The organism is Leclercia sp. UBA1284 (assembly GCF_002308415.1).
GTDB classification, from domain to species: domain Bacteria; phylum Pseudomonadota; class Gammaproteobacteria; order Enterobacterales; family Enterobacteriaceae; genus Enterobacter; species Enterobacter pneumoniae.
The window spans coordinates 457406-472520 of the sequence record NZ_DBUS01000006.1 but is presented as its reverse complement, the minus strand read 5'-3'; the positions used below and the strand labels follow the sequence as shown (position 1 = coordinate 472520).

14 protein-coding genes and 3 tRNA genes are annotated in these 15115 nt (G+C 53.9%); 8 read left to right on the top strand and 9 right to left on the bottom strand.

From position 1 onward, the window contains the following. Positions 1-14: 14 nt before the first annotated feature. The 6 genes from modF to gpmA all read left to right on the top strand — a co-directional run bounded on the left by modF (position 15) and on the right by gpmA (position 6910). On the top strand, positions 15-1484 hold the full coding sequence (gene modF / locus B3511_RS05475; protein ID WP_212477353.1) for a molybdate ABC transporter ATP-binding protein ModF: 1470 nt from the start codon (positions 15-17) through the stop codon (positions 1482-1484). Positions 1485-1692: 208 nt separating this feature from the next. Beyond that, a complete protein-coding gene (gene galE, locus B3511_RS05470) occupies positions 1693-2709 on the top strand; it encodes a UDP-glucose 4-epimerase GalE (protein WP_046886962.1) in 1017 nt (338 codons plus the stop codon). 9 nt (positions 2710-2718) lie between these two features. Then, on the top strand, positions 2719-3765 hold the full coding sequence (galT, locus tag B3511_RS05465) for a galactose-1-phosphate uridylyltransferase (protein ID WP_286777699.1): 1047 nt from the start codon (positions 2719-2721) through the stop codon (positions 3763-3765). Between the two features lie 2 nt (positions 3766-3767). After that, positions 3768-4916, top strand: coding sequence for a galactokinase (gene galK, locus B3511_RS05460; RefSeq protein WP_286777698.1), 1149 nt, complete (start codon positions 3768-3770; stop codon positions 4914-4916). Then, positions 4910-5950: a galactose-1-epimerase gene (gene galM / locus B3511_RS05455; RefSeq protein ID WP_286777697.1), complete on the top strand. Its 1041-nt coding sequence runs from the start codon at positions 4910-4912 to the stop codon at positions 5948-5950. Before galK ends, galM begins: the two co-directional genes overlap by 7 nt. 207 nt (positions 5951-6157) lie before the next feature. Continuing rightward, complete coding sequence (gene gpmA / locus B3511_RS05450; protein WP_040076512.1) at positions 6158-6910, top strand: 2,3-diphosphoglycerate-dependent phosphoglycerate mutase; 753 nt, start codon at positions 6158-6160, stop codon at positions 6908-6910. Positions 6911-6970: 60 nt separating this feature from the next. Here gpmA and aroG read toward each other — a convergent pair whose 3' ends face one another. Continuing rightward, positions 6971-8023, bottom strand: a complete 1053-nt coding sequence (aroG, locus tag B3511_RS05445; protein WP_286777696.1) for a 3-deoxy-7-phosphoheptulonate synthase AroG — start codon at positions 8021-8023, stop codon at positions 6971-6973. 319 nt (positions 8024-8342) lie between these two features. On the opposite strand from aroG, the gene B3511_RS05440 reads away from it, so the two are divergent. Both B3511_RS05440 and zitB read left to right on the top strand, forming a co-directional pair. Continuing rightward, positions 8343-8735 (top strand): YbgS-like family protein, encoded by a 393-nt coding sequence (locus B3511_RS05440; RefSeq protein WP_046886966.1) that lies wholly within the window; start codon positions 8343-8345, stop codon positions 8733-8735. Between the two features lie 114 nt (positions 8736-8849). Continuing rightward, positions 8850-9782, top strand: a complete 933-nt coding sequence (gene zitB, locus B3511_RS05435) for a CDF family zinc transporter ZitB (protein ID WP_286777695.1) — start codon at positions 8850-8852, stop codon at positions 9780-9782. Here zitB and pnuC read toward each other — a convergent pair. The 8 genes from pnuC to tolB form a co-directional block, all read right to left on the bottom strand. Continuing rightward, positions 9779-10498, bottom strand: coding sequence for a nicotinamide riboside transporter PnuC (pnuC, locus tag B3511_RS05430; protein ID WP_046886968.1), 720 nt, complete (start codon positions 10496-10498; stop codon positions 9779-9781). The two genes, zitB and pnuC, sit on opposite strands and share 4 nt — an antisense overlap. A 35-nt stretch (positions 10499-10533) precedes the next feature. Continuing rightward, on the bottom strand, positions 10534-11577 hold the full coding sequence (gene nadA / locus B3511_RS05425) for a quinolinate synthase NadA (protein WP_286777694.1): 1044 nt from the start codon (positions 11575-11577) through the stop codon (positions 10534-10536). A 332-nt stretch (positions 11578-11909) separates the two neighbouring features. Then, positions 11910-11985 (bottom strand) — tRNA-Lys (locus B3511_RS05420). Between the two features lie 3 nt (positions 11986-11988). Next, positions 11989-12064 (bottom strand) — tRNA-Val (locus B3511_RS05415). Positions 12065-12190: 126 nt separating this feature from the next. Continuing rightward, positions 12191-12266 (bottom strand) — tRNA-Lys (locus B3511_RS05410). A gap of 161 nt (positions 12267-12427) precedes the next feature. Further along, complete coding sequence (gene cpoB / locus B3511_RS05405) at positions 12428-13222, bottom strand: cell division protein CpoB (RefSeq protein WP_040076518.1); 795 nt, start codon at positions 13220-13222, stop codon at positions 12428-12430. A gap of 9 nt (positions 13223-13231) precedes the next feature. Next, positions 13232-13753, bottom strand: a complete 522-nt coding sequence (pal, locus tag B3511_RS05400) for a peptidoglycan-associated lipoprotein Pal (protein WP_003858578.1) — start codon at positions 13751-13753, stop codon at positions 13232-13234. Between the two features lie 35 nt (positions 13754-13788). Beyond that, on the bottom strand, positions 13789-15081 hold the full coding sequence (tolB, locus tag B3511_RS05395) for a Tol-Pal system beta propeller repeat protein TolB (RefSeq protein ID WP_040076519.1): 1293 nt from the start codon (positions 15079-15081) through the stop codon (positions 13789-13791). Positions 15082-15115 lie beyond the last annotated feature (34 nt).

Genomic DNA, 15115 nt, shown 5'->3' with positions numbered 1-15115 from the left:
AAACGGGATACATCATGTCATCATTGCAAATTTCGCAAGGCACGTTTCGTCTTAGCGATACACGTAAACTTACGCTTGCCGATTTCACGCTTAACGCTGGCGAAAGCTGGGCTTTTGTTGGCAGTAACGGCAGCGGTAAATCTGCTCTGGCACGCGCGCTGGCAGGCGAGCTTACGCAGCTGCAAGGCGAGAGACGTTCTACCTTTACCCGTCTGACACGTCTCTCCTTCGAACAGTTGCAAAAGCTGGTCAGTGACGAGTGGCAGCGTAACAATACCGATCTCCTCAGCCCTGGCGAAGAGGATACCGGCCGCACCACTGCCGAGATTATTCAGGATGAGGTCAAAGACGAGGCGCGCTGCCGCCTGCTAGCCGAGCAATTTGGGATAACGGCGCTTCTGGAACGCCGCTTCAAATACCTCTCCACGGGCGAAACCCGCAAGACCCTTCTCTGTCAGGCCCTGATGGCCGAGCCGGAACTGTTGATTCTGGATGAACCCTTTGACGGCCTGGACGTGAAATCACGCGAACAGCTTGCCCTTCTGCTGGCCTCGCTGAATCAGCAGGGGTACACCATCGTGCTGGTGCTCAATCGCTTTGATGAAATCCCGGCCTTTGTGCAATTTGCGGGCGTGCTGGCCGATTGCACCCTGACCGACGTCGGCGCGAAAGCCGAGCTCCTGCAACAGGCCCTGATTGCCCAGCTGGCACACAGTGAGAATCTGAACAATCTGACACTGCCCGAACCGGACGCCCCTGCAGCCCGCCAGGAGCTGGCGCACGATCGACCACGCATTGTGCTCAATCACGGCGTCGTCTCTTATAACGACCGCCCTATCCTCAACGACCTCAGCTGGACGGTAAACCCCGGTGAACACTGGCAGATAACCGGGCCAAACGGTGCCGGTAAATCAACCCTGCTCAGCCTGATTACCGGCGATCATCCGCAGGGCTACAGCAACGATCTCACCCTGTTTGGCCGCCGCCGCGGTAGCGGTGAAACCATCTGGGATATCAAAAAGCATATCGGCTATGTCAGCAGCAGCCTGCATCTGGATTACCGCGTCAGCACCACGGTGCGCAACGTGATTCTGTCGGGTTATTTTGACTCCATTGGCATTTATCAGGCGGTATCTGACAGGCAGCACAAGCTGGCGCAGTCATGGCTCGATATTCTTGGTATGGATAATCGGGTGGCGGATGCCCCGTTCAGCAGCCTCTCCTGGGGGCAGCAGCGGCTGGCGTTGATTGTCCGCGCGCTGGTTAAACACCCTACCTTGCTGATTCTGGATGAACCCTTACAGGGGCTGGATCCGCTGAACCGCCAGTTAATTCGCCGCTTTGTCGATATCCTTATCAGCGAAGGGGAAACGCAGTTGCTGTTTGTTTCTCATCATGCGGAAGATGCACCCTCCTGTATTACTCACCGGCTGGAGTTTGTGCCGGATGGCGAGAGCTATCGCTACGCCATTGGTCCGGTCTGACCCCCTCTTCCAGGGGGCACTGCCCCCTGCTTTTTCAGATAACCTGCATCAATACAAACCTATCTTATTGATTTACAATCGTCTGAACGACAGCAGAACGGTGAAAACGCAGCAGTGTAAACGATTCCACTATTTTATCCCATGTCACACTTTTTGCGTCTCTGTTATGCTATGTTTATTACATACCATAAGCCTAATGGAGCGATATATGCGAGTTCTGGTAACAGGTGGTAGCGGTTACATAGGAAGTCATACCTGTGTGCAACTGCTGCAAAACGGCCACGATGTCATCATCCTCGATAATCTGTGCAACAGTAAGCGCAGCGTGCTACCCGTGATTGAGCGTCTGGGTGGCAAACAGCCCTCCTTCGTGGAAGGTGATATCCGCAACGAAGCGCTGATGACCGAAATTCTTCACGATCACGCCATCGATACGGTGATCCATTTTGCCGGCCTGAAAGCGGTGGGTGAATCCGTGTCAAAGCCGCTGGAGTACTACGATAACAACGTCAACGGCACTCTGCGCCTGGTTTCAGCCATGCGCGCTGCCGGCGTGAAGAACTTTATCTTTAGCTCCTCCGCTACCGTTTACGGCGATCAACCAAAAATTCCTTACGTGGAAAGCTTCCCTACGGGTACACCGCAAAGCCCGTATGGCAAAAGCAAGCTGATGGTGGAGCAGATCCTCACTGACCTGCAGAAAGCACAGCCGGAGTGGAGTATCGCCCTATTGCGCTATTTCAACCCGGTCGGCGCCCATCCGTCTGGAGATATGGGTGAAGATCCGCAGGGTATTCCAAATAACCTGATGCCGTATATCGCACAGGTTGCCGTAGGTCGTCGCGATTCGCTGGCGGTGTTTGGTAATGACTACCCTACCCCGGACGGAACCGGCGTGCGTGATTACATCCACGTCATGGATCTGGCCGATGGCCACGTCGCTGCCATGCAGCAGCTTGCCGGAAAACCGGGCGTACATATCTACAACCTCGGTGCGGGTGTGGGCAGCAGCGTGCTGGACGTGGTTAACGCCTTCAGCAATGCCTGTGGCAAACCGGTGAACTACCACTTCGCCCCGCGGCGCGAAGGCGATCTGCCAGCCTACTGGGCAGACGCGACCAAAGCAGATAAAGAGCTTAACTGGCGTGTTTCTCGCACGCTTGATGAAATGGCACAGGATACCTGGCGCTGGCAGTCTCGCCACCCCCAGGGGTATCCAGACTAAGGATCTGTCATGACCCAATTTAATCCCGTCGATCATCCGCATCGTCGCTATAACCCGTTAACCGGGCAATGGATTCTGGTTTCCCCGCATCGCGCCAAGCGTCCCTGGCAGGGGGCGCAAGAAACCCCTGCCAAACAGACGCTGCCACAGCACGACCCGGACTGTTTCTTGTGTCCGGGCAATACTCGCGTGACGGGCGATAAAAACCCCGATTACACCGGCACTTACGTTTTCACGAACGACTTTGCCGCCCTGATGACCGATACCCCTGACGCGCCGCAGAGCGACGACCCGCTGCTGCGCTGTGAAAGTGCACGCGGTACCAGCCGGGTGATCTGTTTTTCACCCGATCACAGCAAAACGCTGCCCGAACTCAGCGTAGAGGCCCTGTCTGAGGTGATCAAAACCTGGCAGGCGCAGACCGCCGAGCTGGGTCAGACGTATCCCTGGGTACAGGTCTTTGAAAATAAAGGTGCGGCGATGGGTTGCTCCAATCCGCATCCGCACGGTCAGGTGTGGGCGAATAGCTTCCTGCCTAACGAGGTTGAGCGCGAAGATCGCCTGCAAAAAACCTATTATTCAGAGCAGAACAGCCCAATGCTGCTGGACTATGTTCAGCGCGAGCTGGCCGACGGCAGCCGTACCGTTGTGGAAACCGAACACTGGCTGGCAGTGGTGCCTTACTGGGCAGCATGGCCATTCGAAACTCTGCTGCTGCCTAAGACGCACGTCCTGCGCATTACCGAACTCAGTGAGGAACAACGCAGCGATTTAGCGCTGGCGCTGAAAAAACTGACCAGCCGTTACGATAACCTGTTCCAGTGCTCTTTCCCGTACTCCATGGGCTGGCACGGCGCACCTTTCAACGGCGAAGAGAACGCGCACTGGCAACTGCACGCCCATTTCTATCCGCCACTGCTGCGCTCGGCAACCGTGCGCAAATTTATGGTGGGTTATGAGATGCTGGCGGAAACCCAGCGTGACCTGACCACAGAACAGGCCGCAGAACGCCTGCGTGCAGTGAGTGATGTCCATTTTCGCGAATCTGGAGAATAACAATGAGTCTGAAAGAGAACACCCAAGCCCTGTTTGCTGAAAAATTTGGCTATCCGGCCACTCACGTCATCCAGGCTCCGGGCCGCGTAAACCTGATCGGTGAACATACTGACTACAACGACGGTTTTGTCTTGCCCTGCGCCATCGATTACCAGACGGTAATCAGCTGTGCAAAACGTGATGACCAGAAAGTGCGTGTTATTGCGGCCGATTACGATAATCAGAGCGATGAGTTTTCCCTTGATGCGCCGATTGTGGCGCATCCAGACCAGCAGTGGTCTAACTATGTTCGTGGCGTAGTGAAACACCTGCAAAAACGTAACAAGGACTTCGCCGGTGCCGACCTGGTGATCAGCGGTAATGTGCCTCAGGGTGCCGGTCTTAGCTCCTCGGCCTCACTGGAGGTCGCGGTAGGTACTGTTTTCCAGCAGCTTTACCATCTGCCGCTGGACGGGGCGCAAATTGCCCTGAACGGCCAGGAAGCAGAGAACCAGTTCGTAGGCTGCAACTGCGGCATTATGGATCAATTGATCTCTGCGCTAGGTAAAAAGGATCATGCCCTGCTGATCGATTGCCGCTCGCTGGGAACCAAAGCCGTTCCTCTGCCAAAAGGCGCGGCGGTGGTGATTATCAACAGTAATTTCAAACGCACTCTGGTGGGCAGCGAATACAACACCCGACGCGAGCAGTGTGAAACCGGCGCTCGCTTCTTCCAGCAGTCCGCGCTGCGTGATGTCTCCCTGGAAGAGTTCAACAAAGTGGCGCACGAACTGGATCCGGTGGTCGCGAAACGTGTACGTCACGTGCTTACCGAGAACGCCCGCACCGTTGAAGCGGCCTCCGCATTGGCCGAGGGTGACCTGAAGCGTATGGGTGAGCTGATGGCGGAATCGCATGCCTCAATGCGTGACGACTTTGAGATCACTGTTCCACAAATTGACGCCCTGGTGGAGATTGTTAAATCTGCTATCGGCGAACAGGGCGGTGTACGTATGACCGGCGGCGGCTTCGGCGGCTGTATCGTAGCGCTGGTACCTGAAGCCTTAGTGCCTGCGGTGCAAAAAGCGGTTGAAGAGCAGTACGAAGCCAAAACCGGTATCAAAGAGACCTTTTATGTCTGTAACGCCTCACAAGGAGCGGGCCAGTGCTAAATGAAACCCCCACCCTCGCCCCGGATGGACTGCCGTACCGCCTGATCACCCTGCGTAACAACGCAGGTATGGTGGTAACGCTGATGGACTGGGGCGCCACCTTACTGTCAGCGCGCGTTCGTATGTCTGACGGCTGCGTACGTGAAACCCTGCTGGGATGCGCGTCACCGGAGCAATATATTACCCAGAACGCCTATCTTGGCGCCTCGGTAGGCCGTTACGCGAACCGTATTGCTAAAAGCAGCTTCGAGCTGGACGGCGTGCGCTATGCGTTGCTCCCAAGCCAGGGAGAGAATCAACTCCATGGCGGCCCGGAGGGCTTCGACAAACGACGCTGGCGCATTGTGCAGCAAAACGACGCGGAAGCCATCTTTGCCCTGGATTCCATCGACGGCGATCAGGGCTTCCCAGGAAATCTCTCTGCCAGCGCCCATTTCCGCCTGACAGAAGATAACCGCATTGCCATTGAATACAGCGCCTCGGTCGATAAACCCTGCCCGGTGAATCTGACTAACCACGCTTACTTCAACCTTGATGGCGATCAGAGCGATGTGCGTCATCACACGCTCCAGCTGCTGGCTGATACCTATCTGCCGGTGGATGAGATGGGCATTCCGCAAGAAGGATTAAAATCCGTCGCGGGCACCAGCTTCGATTTCCGTGATGCAAAGGTTATCGCTCAGGATTTCCTCAGCGACGACCATCAGCGTAAGGTTAAAGGCTACGATCACGCTTTCCTGTTGCAGGCGCAGGGCGACGTTACGCAACCTGCCGCTCACCTCTGGTCGCAAGATAAAAAGCTGCAGATGACGGTTTACACCACTGCCCCTGCCCTGCAGTTCTACTCCGGTAATTACCTGGCGGGTACGCCGGCGCGTGAACATGGCGAATACAGCGACTGGCAGGGCCTGGCGCTGGAGAGCGAACTGTTACCCGACAGTCCGAACCACCCCGAATGGCCGCAGCCAGACTGCGTATTACGCCCTGGCGAAACCTGGCGTAGCCTGACGGAATATCAGTTTATCGCCCACTGATTCTGGCCCTCCTGACGGAGGGCTTTTTTTTGCCCATTTTGCTGAAAATAGCGCCACTTGCCGACAAAATCATAACCCTCAATTCACAAGCAGCTTACACTGAGAGACTATTTTCGCTATGGTTAGGGTTAAGGATTGCCGCTGACATGAACACGGCAATATAATGAGAATTGTTATCATTCAATTAATGCTCGTGAGGAGTAAAATATGGCTGTAACTAAGCTGGTTCTGGTGCGTCACGGCGAAAGCCAGTGGAACAACGAAAACCGCTTCACCGGTTGGTATGATGTGGACCTGTCTGAGAAAGGCGTTGGCGAAGCAAAAGCGGCCGGTAAACTGCTGAAAGACGAAGGCTTTAGCTTCGATTTTGCTTATACCTCTGTGCTGAAACGTGCCATCCATACCCTGTGGAACGTTCTGGATGAACTGGACCAGGCATGGCTGCCGGTTGAGAAATCCTGGAAGCTGAACGAGCGTCACTACGGTGCGCTGCAGGGTCTGAACAAAGCAGAAACCGCTGAGAAATACGGTGACGAGCAGGTTAAACAGTGGCGCCGCGGCTTTGCTGTGACCCCGCCAGAGCTGACCAAAGACGATGAGCGTTTCCCAGGCCATGACCCGCGCTATGCGAAACTGACTGATGCAGAGCTGCCAACCACCGAAAGTCTGGCGCTGACCATCGATCGTGTCGTGCCTTACTGGAACGAAACCATTCTGCCACGCCTGAAGAGCGGTGAGCGCGTCATTATCGCCGCTCACGGTAACTCTCTACGTGCGCTGGTGAAATATCTGGATAACATGGGCGAAGATGAGATCCTCGAACTGAACATCCCAACGGGCGTACCGCTGGTGTATGAGTTCGACGAAAACTTCAAGCCTATCAAACATTACTATCTGGGCAACGCTGACGAAATCGCTGCAAAAGCAGCGGCAGTGGCGAACCAGGGTAAAGCGAAATAATTTTCGCCAGACATAAAAAAAGCGCGGAGCATTCCGCGCTTTTTTATTGGCGCTGACGGCTTAGCCGCGGCGCGCTTTCACTGCATTCGCCAGTTGACGCAGGATGGTGTCGGTGTCTTCCCAGCCGATGCAGGCGTCGGTAACGCTTTTACCGTAGACCAGCGGTTCGCTGCTTTCGAGGTTCTGATTCCCCTCCACCAGGTGGCTTTCAATCATCACGCCAATGACCGCGTTTTCGCCGCCGGCGATCTGCTGGCACACATCTGCCCCCACTTCCATCTGCTTCTTAAACTGCTTGCTGGAGTTGGCATGGCTGAAATCAATCATTACCTGTGCAGGCAGGCCTGCTTTTTCCAGACCGGCTTTCACCTCCGCCACATGTTTGGCACTGTAGTTCGGCTCTTTACCGCCACGCAGAATGATATGGCAATCGCCATTACCGCTGGTGTTGACGATGGCCGAGTGGCCCCATTTGGTCACAGACAGGAAACAGTGCGGTGCCCCGGCAGCGTTGATGGCGTCGATCGCCACTTTAATGGTGCCGTCGGTACCGTTTTTGAAGCCAACCGGGCAAGAGAGACCGGAGGCCAATTCACGGTGCACCTGAGACTCGGTGGTACGGGCACCAATGGCACCCCAGCTCATAAGATCGGCCATGTACTGAGGGGTGATCATGTCCAGGAACTCACCCGCCGCAGGCAATCCGCTGTCATTGATATCCAGCAATAACTTACGGGCTATACGCAGGCCGTCGTTAATATGGAAACTGTTATCCATATGCGGATCGTTAATCAGCCCCTTCCAGCCCACGGTGGTACGCGGTTTTTCGAAGTAGACGCGCATGACGATTTCCAGTTCATCCTTTAACTCCTCCCGCAGCGTCAGCAGGCGAGCTGCATACTCTTTCGCTGCCACCGGATCGTGAATGGAACAGGGTCCGATAACCACCAGCAGGCGATCGTCGTTACCTTTCAGGATTTTATGGATCGCTTTACGCGCGTGCGAAACGGTATTGGCAGCATTTTCAGTGGCGGGAAACTTCTCCAGAAGCGCTACAGGGGGCAATAACTCATTGATCTCTTTAATACGTAAATCGTCATTCTGATAATTCATTTTCTTTCCGCTAGACATATTTTTGGTATTGAATGCAATCCCTTCAATCTATCCCGGCTGTGGAGAAGTGTAAACACGCTTTTACACTACGCACAGATAAATCCTGGAATTTACTAAAAAAACGCCACAATCTAGCGAAAAATGAGATCTGCCCTAGACTTTTTAATTGTAAACACTCTCTTGAAGAGATTTTGCAAAATTCCATACTGACCTAAATAGTGATGTTGGAATCTTTCACCATTAATTCGAATCTTTATTTCGCGAATGCACTGTTGGAAGAAGTTATCCAGCAAATAACGACCAGAACAGGAGCAGCACTATGAAAATGACTAAACTGGCAACCTTATTCCTGACAGCAACCCTGACAATGGCAAGCGGTGCAGCGCTTGCAGCGGATAGCGCTTCCGATGGCGGTAATGGCCAGGCAAACGCCGCCGCTGAAGCAGGCCAGGTAGCCCCTGATGCTCATCAGAATATTGCGCCAAATAATGTTGATAACAGCAACATTAATACGGGCAATACTAACACCGGCGCTAGCGGCACTATGTCTCACTCCAACAGCAATAGTACTTCCGCGACTGGCGAGCATATGAGTAAAGATGAAGTGCACAAAAACTCAATGTGTAAAGATGGCAAATGTCCGGACACCAACACGAAAGTTGAACCGAACATGAGTACTGAGGAACGTAAAACCGACGGTACTTCGCAGTAATAGATAGCCGGCGGCTAAAAAAGGAGAGCGAAAGCTCTCCTTTTTTGTGCCACTTTTTTGGGCATCATGTTAAAAACTCTACACTTCCCGGATTAAGGTTACAGGACATATTTCATGGCGCACGCCCACTCTCACGCTCCAAAGGACGATAACGCTAAACGACTCATGCTAGCGTTCGGAGTCACTGCCACCTTTATGGTTATTGAGGTGATTGGCGGGTTGGTTTCTGGCTCGCTGGCGCTGCTGGCGGATGCAGGCCATATGCTCACCGATGCCGCCGCGTTGCTGTTTGCACTGCTGGCAGTCCAGTTTTCCCATAAGCCTGCTGGCAAAGGACGGACTTTTGGCTGGTTGCGCCTGACGACGCTCGCTGCGTTCGTCAATGCGCTGGCGCTGGTGGGCATTACCGCACTTATCGTCTGGGAGGCAATCCAGCGCTTTTATTACCCGCAACCGGTCGCCGGCGCGACGATGATGGGAGTGGCTGTGGCCGGTTTGGTGGCCAATATTCTGGCGTTCTGGATCCTGCATCGCGGTAGCGCAGAAAAAAATCTTAACGTTCGCGCGGCGGCGTTGCACGTACTGGGCGATCTGCTGGGTTCGGTTGGGGCGATTCTGGCGGCGCTGGTGATTCTGTGGACGGGCTGGACGCCAATAGACCCTATCCTCTCGGTGCTGGTCTCCTGCCTGGTGTTGCGTAGCGCCTGGCAACTGTTAAAAGAGAGCGTAAACGAACTGCTGGAAGGCGCGCCAGCCTCGCTGGATATCGCTGCACTGAAGCGCAACCTGTGCCGCTCCATCCCGGAGGTGAGAAATGTGCACCATGTGCATGTGTGGATGGTGGGTGAGAAACCGATTATGACCCTGCACGTGCAGGTTATTCCCCCGCACGATCATGATGCGTTGCTGGAACGCATTCAGCACTTCCTTGATGAGCATTACCAGATATCACACGCCACCATCCAGATGGAGTACCGCCCCTGTAGCGGACCGGAATGCCGCCTCAATGAGGCGCAGACCGGTCATGGGCATCATCACCACCATTAATGAGAAAGCGCGCGAGAACCCCGTTTACGTGCGCTGTTCATCCACATACGGCTGCCATTCAGGGCAATGAAGGTAAGGATCAGGTACTCCAGCGACATGGCGTAGACCCCCTGCAGGGCGAAAATCACTACGCTGATAATGTTAATGATGACCCACAAGAGCCAGTTTTCGACATATTTGCGGGTCATCAGGATCATGGCCACGATCGACAACACCATCATGCAGGAGTCCCAGAACGGGAAAGCATCCGGCTGAAGCTCAGGCATAGAGACATTCAGGCCGATGCTGCTCATTACCGATACGGCTACGCGGGTGAGGAAACCAAACACCGGATCGATCCAGACCGTCATCAGACCAATCGCCACCACGCAGGCCGCAAGCCAGGCAAGGGCTTTTGGCAAGGGCAACCAGCGGATCTGCAGTTCCGCCTGCTGCTGGCTGTTTTGCCGGGACCAGGCATACCAGCCATAGATATTGGCAGCAAAGAAAAAAAGCTGCAGTAGCAGACTGGCATAGAGCTGAATTTGAAAGAAGATGATGGCAAAGAGTGTGACGTTAACCAGCCCAAACGCGTAGTTAACAATCTTCTCCAGACTGGCCAGCCAGATGCAAAGCAGACCAGCAATGGTGCCTACCGCCTCAATCCATGACAAATCGTAGCCGCCAGCCCCAATCGGTATATGTACCAGAATGTTTTGCGTGCTAAAAAAGTCCATCTTTTCCCCTGAGCGTATCGTTATGAATTTAATGCTTAAGGACGAAGTGTAGCCGCAAAATCCAGCATGCGGTTAAGCGGCTTCAGCGCGCCTTCACGCAGCGCAGCATCAACATGAATCTCATGTGCCGCGCCACCTGATTCCAGCCCCTCTGCAATGGCTTTCAGCCCGTTCATGGCCATCCATGGACAGTGAGCGCAACTGCGACACGTCGCCCCTTCTCCGGCGGTAGGCGCTTCGAACAGCACTTTTTCCGGTACCGCCTGCTGCATCTTATAAAAGATCCCACGATCGGTTGCCACAATAAGTTGTTGCTGTGGCAATGTTTTTGCTGCAGCAATCAACTGGCTGGTAGAGCCTACCGCATCAGCCATATCTACGATGGCCTGGGGTGATTCCGGGTGTACCAGGATAGCCGCCTGGGGATAGAGGGCCTTCATACGTCCCAGCGCCTGCGTTTTGAACTCGTCATGCACAATGCAGGCCCCCTGCCAGCAGAGCACATCGGCCCCGGTCTGTTTCTGTACATAATTGCCCAGATGCCGGTCCGGTGCCCAGATGATTTTCTCGCCCAGGCTGTCGAGGTGTTCAATCAGCTCAACGGCAATGCTTGAGGTGACGACCCAGTCCGCTCGCGCCTTAACCGCAGCAGAGGTATTGGCATAGACCACCACTGTCCTGTCCGGGTGGGCATCGCAAAAGGCCGTAAATTCATCGATTGGGCAGCCTAAATCGAGCGAACATTCCGCCTGTAGGGTCGGCATGAGAATGGTTTTTTCGGGGCTTAATATTTTTGCAGTTTCACCCATAAAGCGCACGCCCGCTACCAGTAGCGTGGAAGCGGAATGTTTGGCTCCAAAACGCGCCATCTCAAGTGAGTCTGAAATACAGCCGCCGGTCTCTTCCGCCAGTTGCTGGATTTCAGGGTCGGTATAATAGTGTGCGACCATCACCGCATCACGCTCTTTCAGCAGACGCTTGATTTTCTCACGGTAAAACTGATTTTCGTCCAGCGTCAGCGGGGCAGGCTTAGGCGGAAAAGGATAGATTGCGGCTTCTGGATCAAACATCACGCTCATTATGGCTTCTCGTTTTACTGGCTTAACAATTTTGCCTCTGATATGCGTGTGAAAGCGAAGGAGAGGCAATTGCGTTTTGTATACTAAACAAGATAGCGAAATTGAGAATAAAAGTCACCGTCAACGGTGCGCGTTATTGATAAATGGGAAACCCTGCCAGGCGCATTTTAAAGAAGAAGGCGTTATGGAATAGCAGACAGCAAAAAGGCGCCTTTAGGGCGCCTTTTTACATGGGTGGGTCGTGCAGGATGACTCGGCTTCGCCTCGCCCTTCGGGCCGTTGCTCACGCAACGTTATCCTTCACGTTTAACATCTGAGTAAGACATTAAAATTGGTGGGTCGTGCAGGATTCGAACCTGCGACCAATTGATTAAAAGTCAACTGCTCTACCAACTGAGCTAACGACCCGAGTGGTGGGTGATGACGGGCTCGAACCGCCGACCCCCTCCGTGTAAAGGAGATGCTCTACCAACTGAGCTAATCACCCACTCTGTACTGCCGGAACTACTTTAAGTGGTGTGTCGTGCAGGATGACTCGGCTTTGCCTCGCCCTACGGGTCGTTGCTAAAGCAACGCTATCCTTCACGCTTTACTACTGCGTCCACCTAATTATTGGTGGGTCGTGCAGGATTCGAACCTGCGACCAATTGATTAAAAGTCAACTGCTCTACCAACTGAGCTAACGACCCACTTTCACGCTGTTTTCACGGAGTGTGATATCCCGTGGCAACGGCGGCATATATTACTGATTTAAGAATTCTGCGCAACAAAAATTTCGATAGAGATCACTTAACTGCTTACGATTCATGCTGCACGACCAGAAATAACGCGTTTTCTGGTCATGCGGTAATCATCCCATCGACCCAAGACGTTTTTGCGCTTGTTTGGCACCATCGGTGCCGGGGTACTTCGCAACTACCTGCTGGTAAACGGCCTTCGCTTTCGCTGTGTCGCCTTTGTCCTGCATGATCACGCCGACCTTAAACATAGCATCCGGCGCTTTTGGTGATTTCGGGTAATTCTTCACCACGGAGGCAAAATAGAACGCCGCATCGTCTTTTTTCCCCTTGTTATAATTCAACTGTCCCAGCCAGTAGTTAGCATTAGGCTGATAGGTTGAATCAGGGTACTTCTTCACGAAGTTCTGAAAAGCCGCAATGGCATCATCCTGACGCGCATTGTCATGCACCAGGGCAATTGCCGCATTGTAGTCTGTATTGGCATCACCGCTCTGTACAGGCGCGCCACCTGAGGCGGACGCATCTGCGGAAGGGGCTGGTGCTGCCGGCGTCGCGCTACTCTGATCGCCTGCTGCTGGCTGTGCCGCCGCACCGCCGTTATTCAGGCTATCCATCTGCAGCAAAATCTGCTTCTGACGTTCCACAACCTGGTTTAGCTGATACTGACTTTCCTGGATCTGACCACGGAGAGAATCAATATCGTTTTGGTTGTCAGAAAGTTGCTGCTGGAGTTGCGTTAAAAGCTGGCTGTGAGCATTAGAGATACGCTCGAGTTGGGTGACCCGGTCTTCTACCGAGCCTGAGCCGACACTACTGATTGGTGCCTGAGCAAAAGCGGCCCAGGGGGCCGCTATTCCAACCAGTAACGACAGACTCATCAAATGATGTCTGAAGTTACTGCTCATGCAATTCTCTTAGTAAACCAGTACGGCACGACGGTTTTTGGAGTAAGCCGCTTCGTCGTGGCCCAGTACTGCAGGTTTTTCTTTACCGTAAGAAACGATGGAGATCTGGTCAGCAGAAACGCCTTTACCTTGCAGGTACATTTTAACAGCGTTAGCACGACGCTCGCCCAGGGAGATGTTGTACTCCGGGGTACCACGTTCGTCCGCGTGACCTTCTACGGTGACTTTGTAAGATGGGTTGCTACGCAGGAAGTTAGCGTGAGCATCCAGCATCGCAGCGAAGTCAGAACGGATGTCGTATTTATCCAGATCGAAGTAAACGATGTTGTTCTGCTGCAGCTGCTGCATCTGAAGACGCGCTTGCTCTTCAGAAGACATATTGCCATTGCCGTTCGCGTCCATACCGGTGCCGGCACCCATCATGCCTTCGCCGCTCTGGTCATTGCTGGCGTTCTTGTTAGAAGAACATGCCGCGATTGCCATTACAGGCAGAGCGATCATCAGCCCCTTCAGCACTTTGTTCAGTTGCATTTCTATGATTCCTTTAGTAATCAATTAATTATTATTTACAGATACGGCGACCAGGCAGGTGATTTTACCTGTCCATCAGTTGCCGGAATACGCGCTTTGAAACGCCCATCTGTAGAAACCAGATTCAGCACAGATCCCATCCCCTGAGAAGAGCTGTAGATTACCATAGTGCCGTTAGGTGCCAGACTTGGCGTTTCATCCAGGAACGTTGACGACAGAACTTGTACGCCACCCGTTACCAGATCCTGTTTAGCAATGTGTTGCTGACCACCGGCCGAGCTCACCATCACCATAAATTTACCGTCTGTGCTGACGTCAGCATCCTGGTTCTGTGAACCTTCCCAGGTAATACGCTGCGGCGCACCGCCGTTAACGTTGACTTTATAAACCTGCGGACGTCCGGCCTGGTCAGAGGTAAAGGCCAGATTCTGGCTGTCCGGGAACCAGGTTGGTTCGGTGTTGTTGCTACGACCGTCGGTCACCTGGCGTATCTGACCCGAGCCAATATCCATCACGTACAGGTTCAGGCTGCCTGTTTTAGACAAGGCAAAGGCCAGTTTAGACCCGTCCGGCGAGAAGGCTGGAGCACCGTTGTGACGCGGGAACGAAGCCACCTGACGCACAGCACCGTTAGACAGCGTCTGGATAACCAGCGCAGAACGGCCGCTTTCGAAGGTTACGTAAGCCAGTTTAGAACCGTCCGGTGACCAGGCCGGAGACATCAGCGGCTGCGGTGAACGGTGAACGGTGAACTGGTTGTAGCCATCGTAATCAGACACACGCAGCTCATACGGGAACTGGCCGCCGTTAGTCTGTACGACATAGGCGATACGCGTGCGGAAGGCACCCTTAATGCCAGTCAGCTTCTCGAACACTTCGTCACTTGCGGTGTGGCCCGCATAACGCAGCCACTGCTTGTTCACTTTGTAAGTATTCTGAGCCAGTACGGTACCTGGCGCACCGCCGGTATCCACCAGCTGGTAAGCGACGTTATAGCCACCGTCCGGCGCAGGCGTTACCTGACCGACGACGACCGCGTCAATACCCAGCGCAGACCAGGCAGCAGGCTGTACTTCCTGTGCTGTACCCGGCTGCTGTGGCAGGCGAGAGCGATCCAGAGGGTTGAATTTACCGCTGTTACGCAGGTCAGCCGCAACAATGCCGCCGATATCCTCAGGCGCGGCTCCAGGGCCAGCCCACTGGAATGGAACAACGCCAATCGGACGTGCCGAGTCCACCCCCTGGGTGATCTCGATACGTACTTCTGCGTGCAGCACGGCTGCCCACAGCATTAAGAAACTAAATGCTACACGTAATGCCTGCTTCATCATATCTCCCTTACCTGGGTAACCTTACCCGCGA

Bases quoted from the DNA above. Each gene is read 5' to 3' on its own strand.
- pnuC (WP_046886968.1), bottom strand. From the start codon at position 10,498: ATGGACTTTTTTAGCACGCAAAACATTCTGGTACATATACCGATTGGG.
- pal (WP_003858578.1), bottom strand. From the start codon at position 13,753: ATGCAACTGAACAAAGTGCTGAAGGGGCTGATGATCGCTCTGCCTGTA.
- gpmA (WP_040076512.1), top strand. From the start codon at position 6,158: ATGGCTGTAACTAAGCTGGTTCTGGTGCGTCACGGCGAAAGCCAGTGG.
- zitB (WP_286777695.1), top strand. From the start codon at position 8,850: ATGGCGCACGCCCACTCTCACGCTCCAAAGGACGATAACGCTAAACGA.
- galK (WP_286777698.1), top strand. From the start codon at position 3,768: ATGAGTCTGAAAGAGAACACCCAAGCCCTGTTTGCTGAAAAATTTGGC.
- nadA (WP_286777694.1), bottom strand. From the start codon at position 11,577: ATGAGCGTGATGTTTGATCCAGAAGCCGCAATCTATCCTTTTCCGCCT.
- cpoB (WP_040076518.1), bottom strand. From the start codon at position 13,222: ATGAGCAGTAACTTCAGACATCATTTGATGAGTCTGTCGTTACTGGTT.
- galE (WP_046886962.1), top strand. From the start codon at position 1,693: ATGCGAGTTCTGGTAACAGGTGGTAGCGGTTACATAGGAAGTCATACC.
- B3511_RS05440 (WP_046886966.1), top strand. From the start codon at position 8,343: ATGAAAATGACTAAACTGGCAACCTTATTCCTGACAGCAACCCTGACA.
- aroG (WP_286777696.1), bottom strand. From the start codon at position 8,023: ATGAATTATCAGAATGACGATTTACGTATTAAAGAGATCAATGAGTTA.
- modF (WP_212477353.1), top strand. From the start codon at position 15: ATGTCATCATTGCAAATTTCGCAAGGCACGTTTCGTCTTAGCGATACA.
- tolB (WP_040076519.1), bottom strand. From the start codon at position 15,081: ATGAAGCAGGCATTACGTGTAGCATTTAGTTTCTTAATGCTGTGGGCA.
- galT (WP_286777699.1), top strand. From the start codon at position 2,719: ATGACCCAATTTAATCCCGTCGATCATCCGCATCGTCGCTATAACCCG.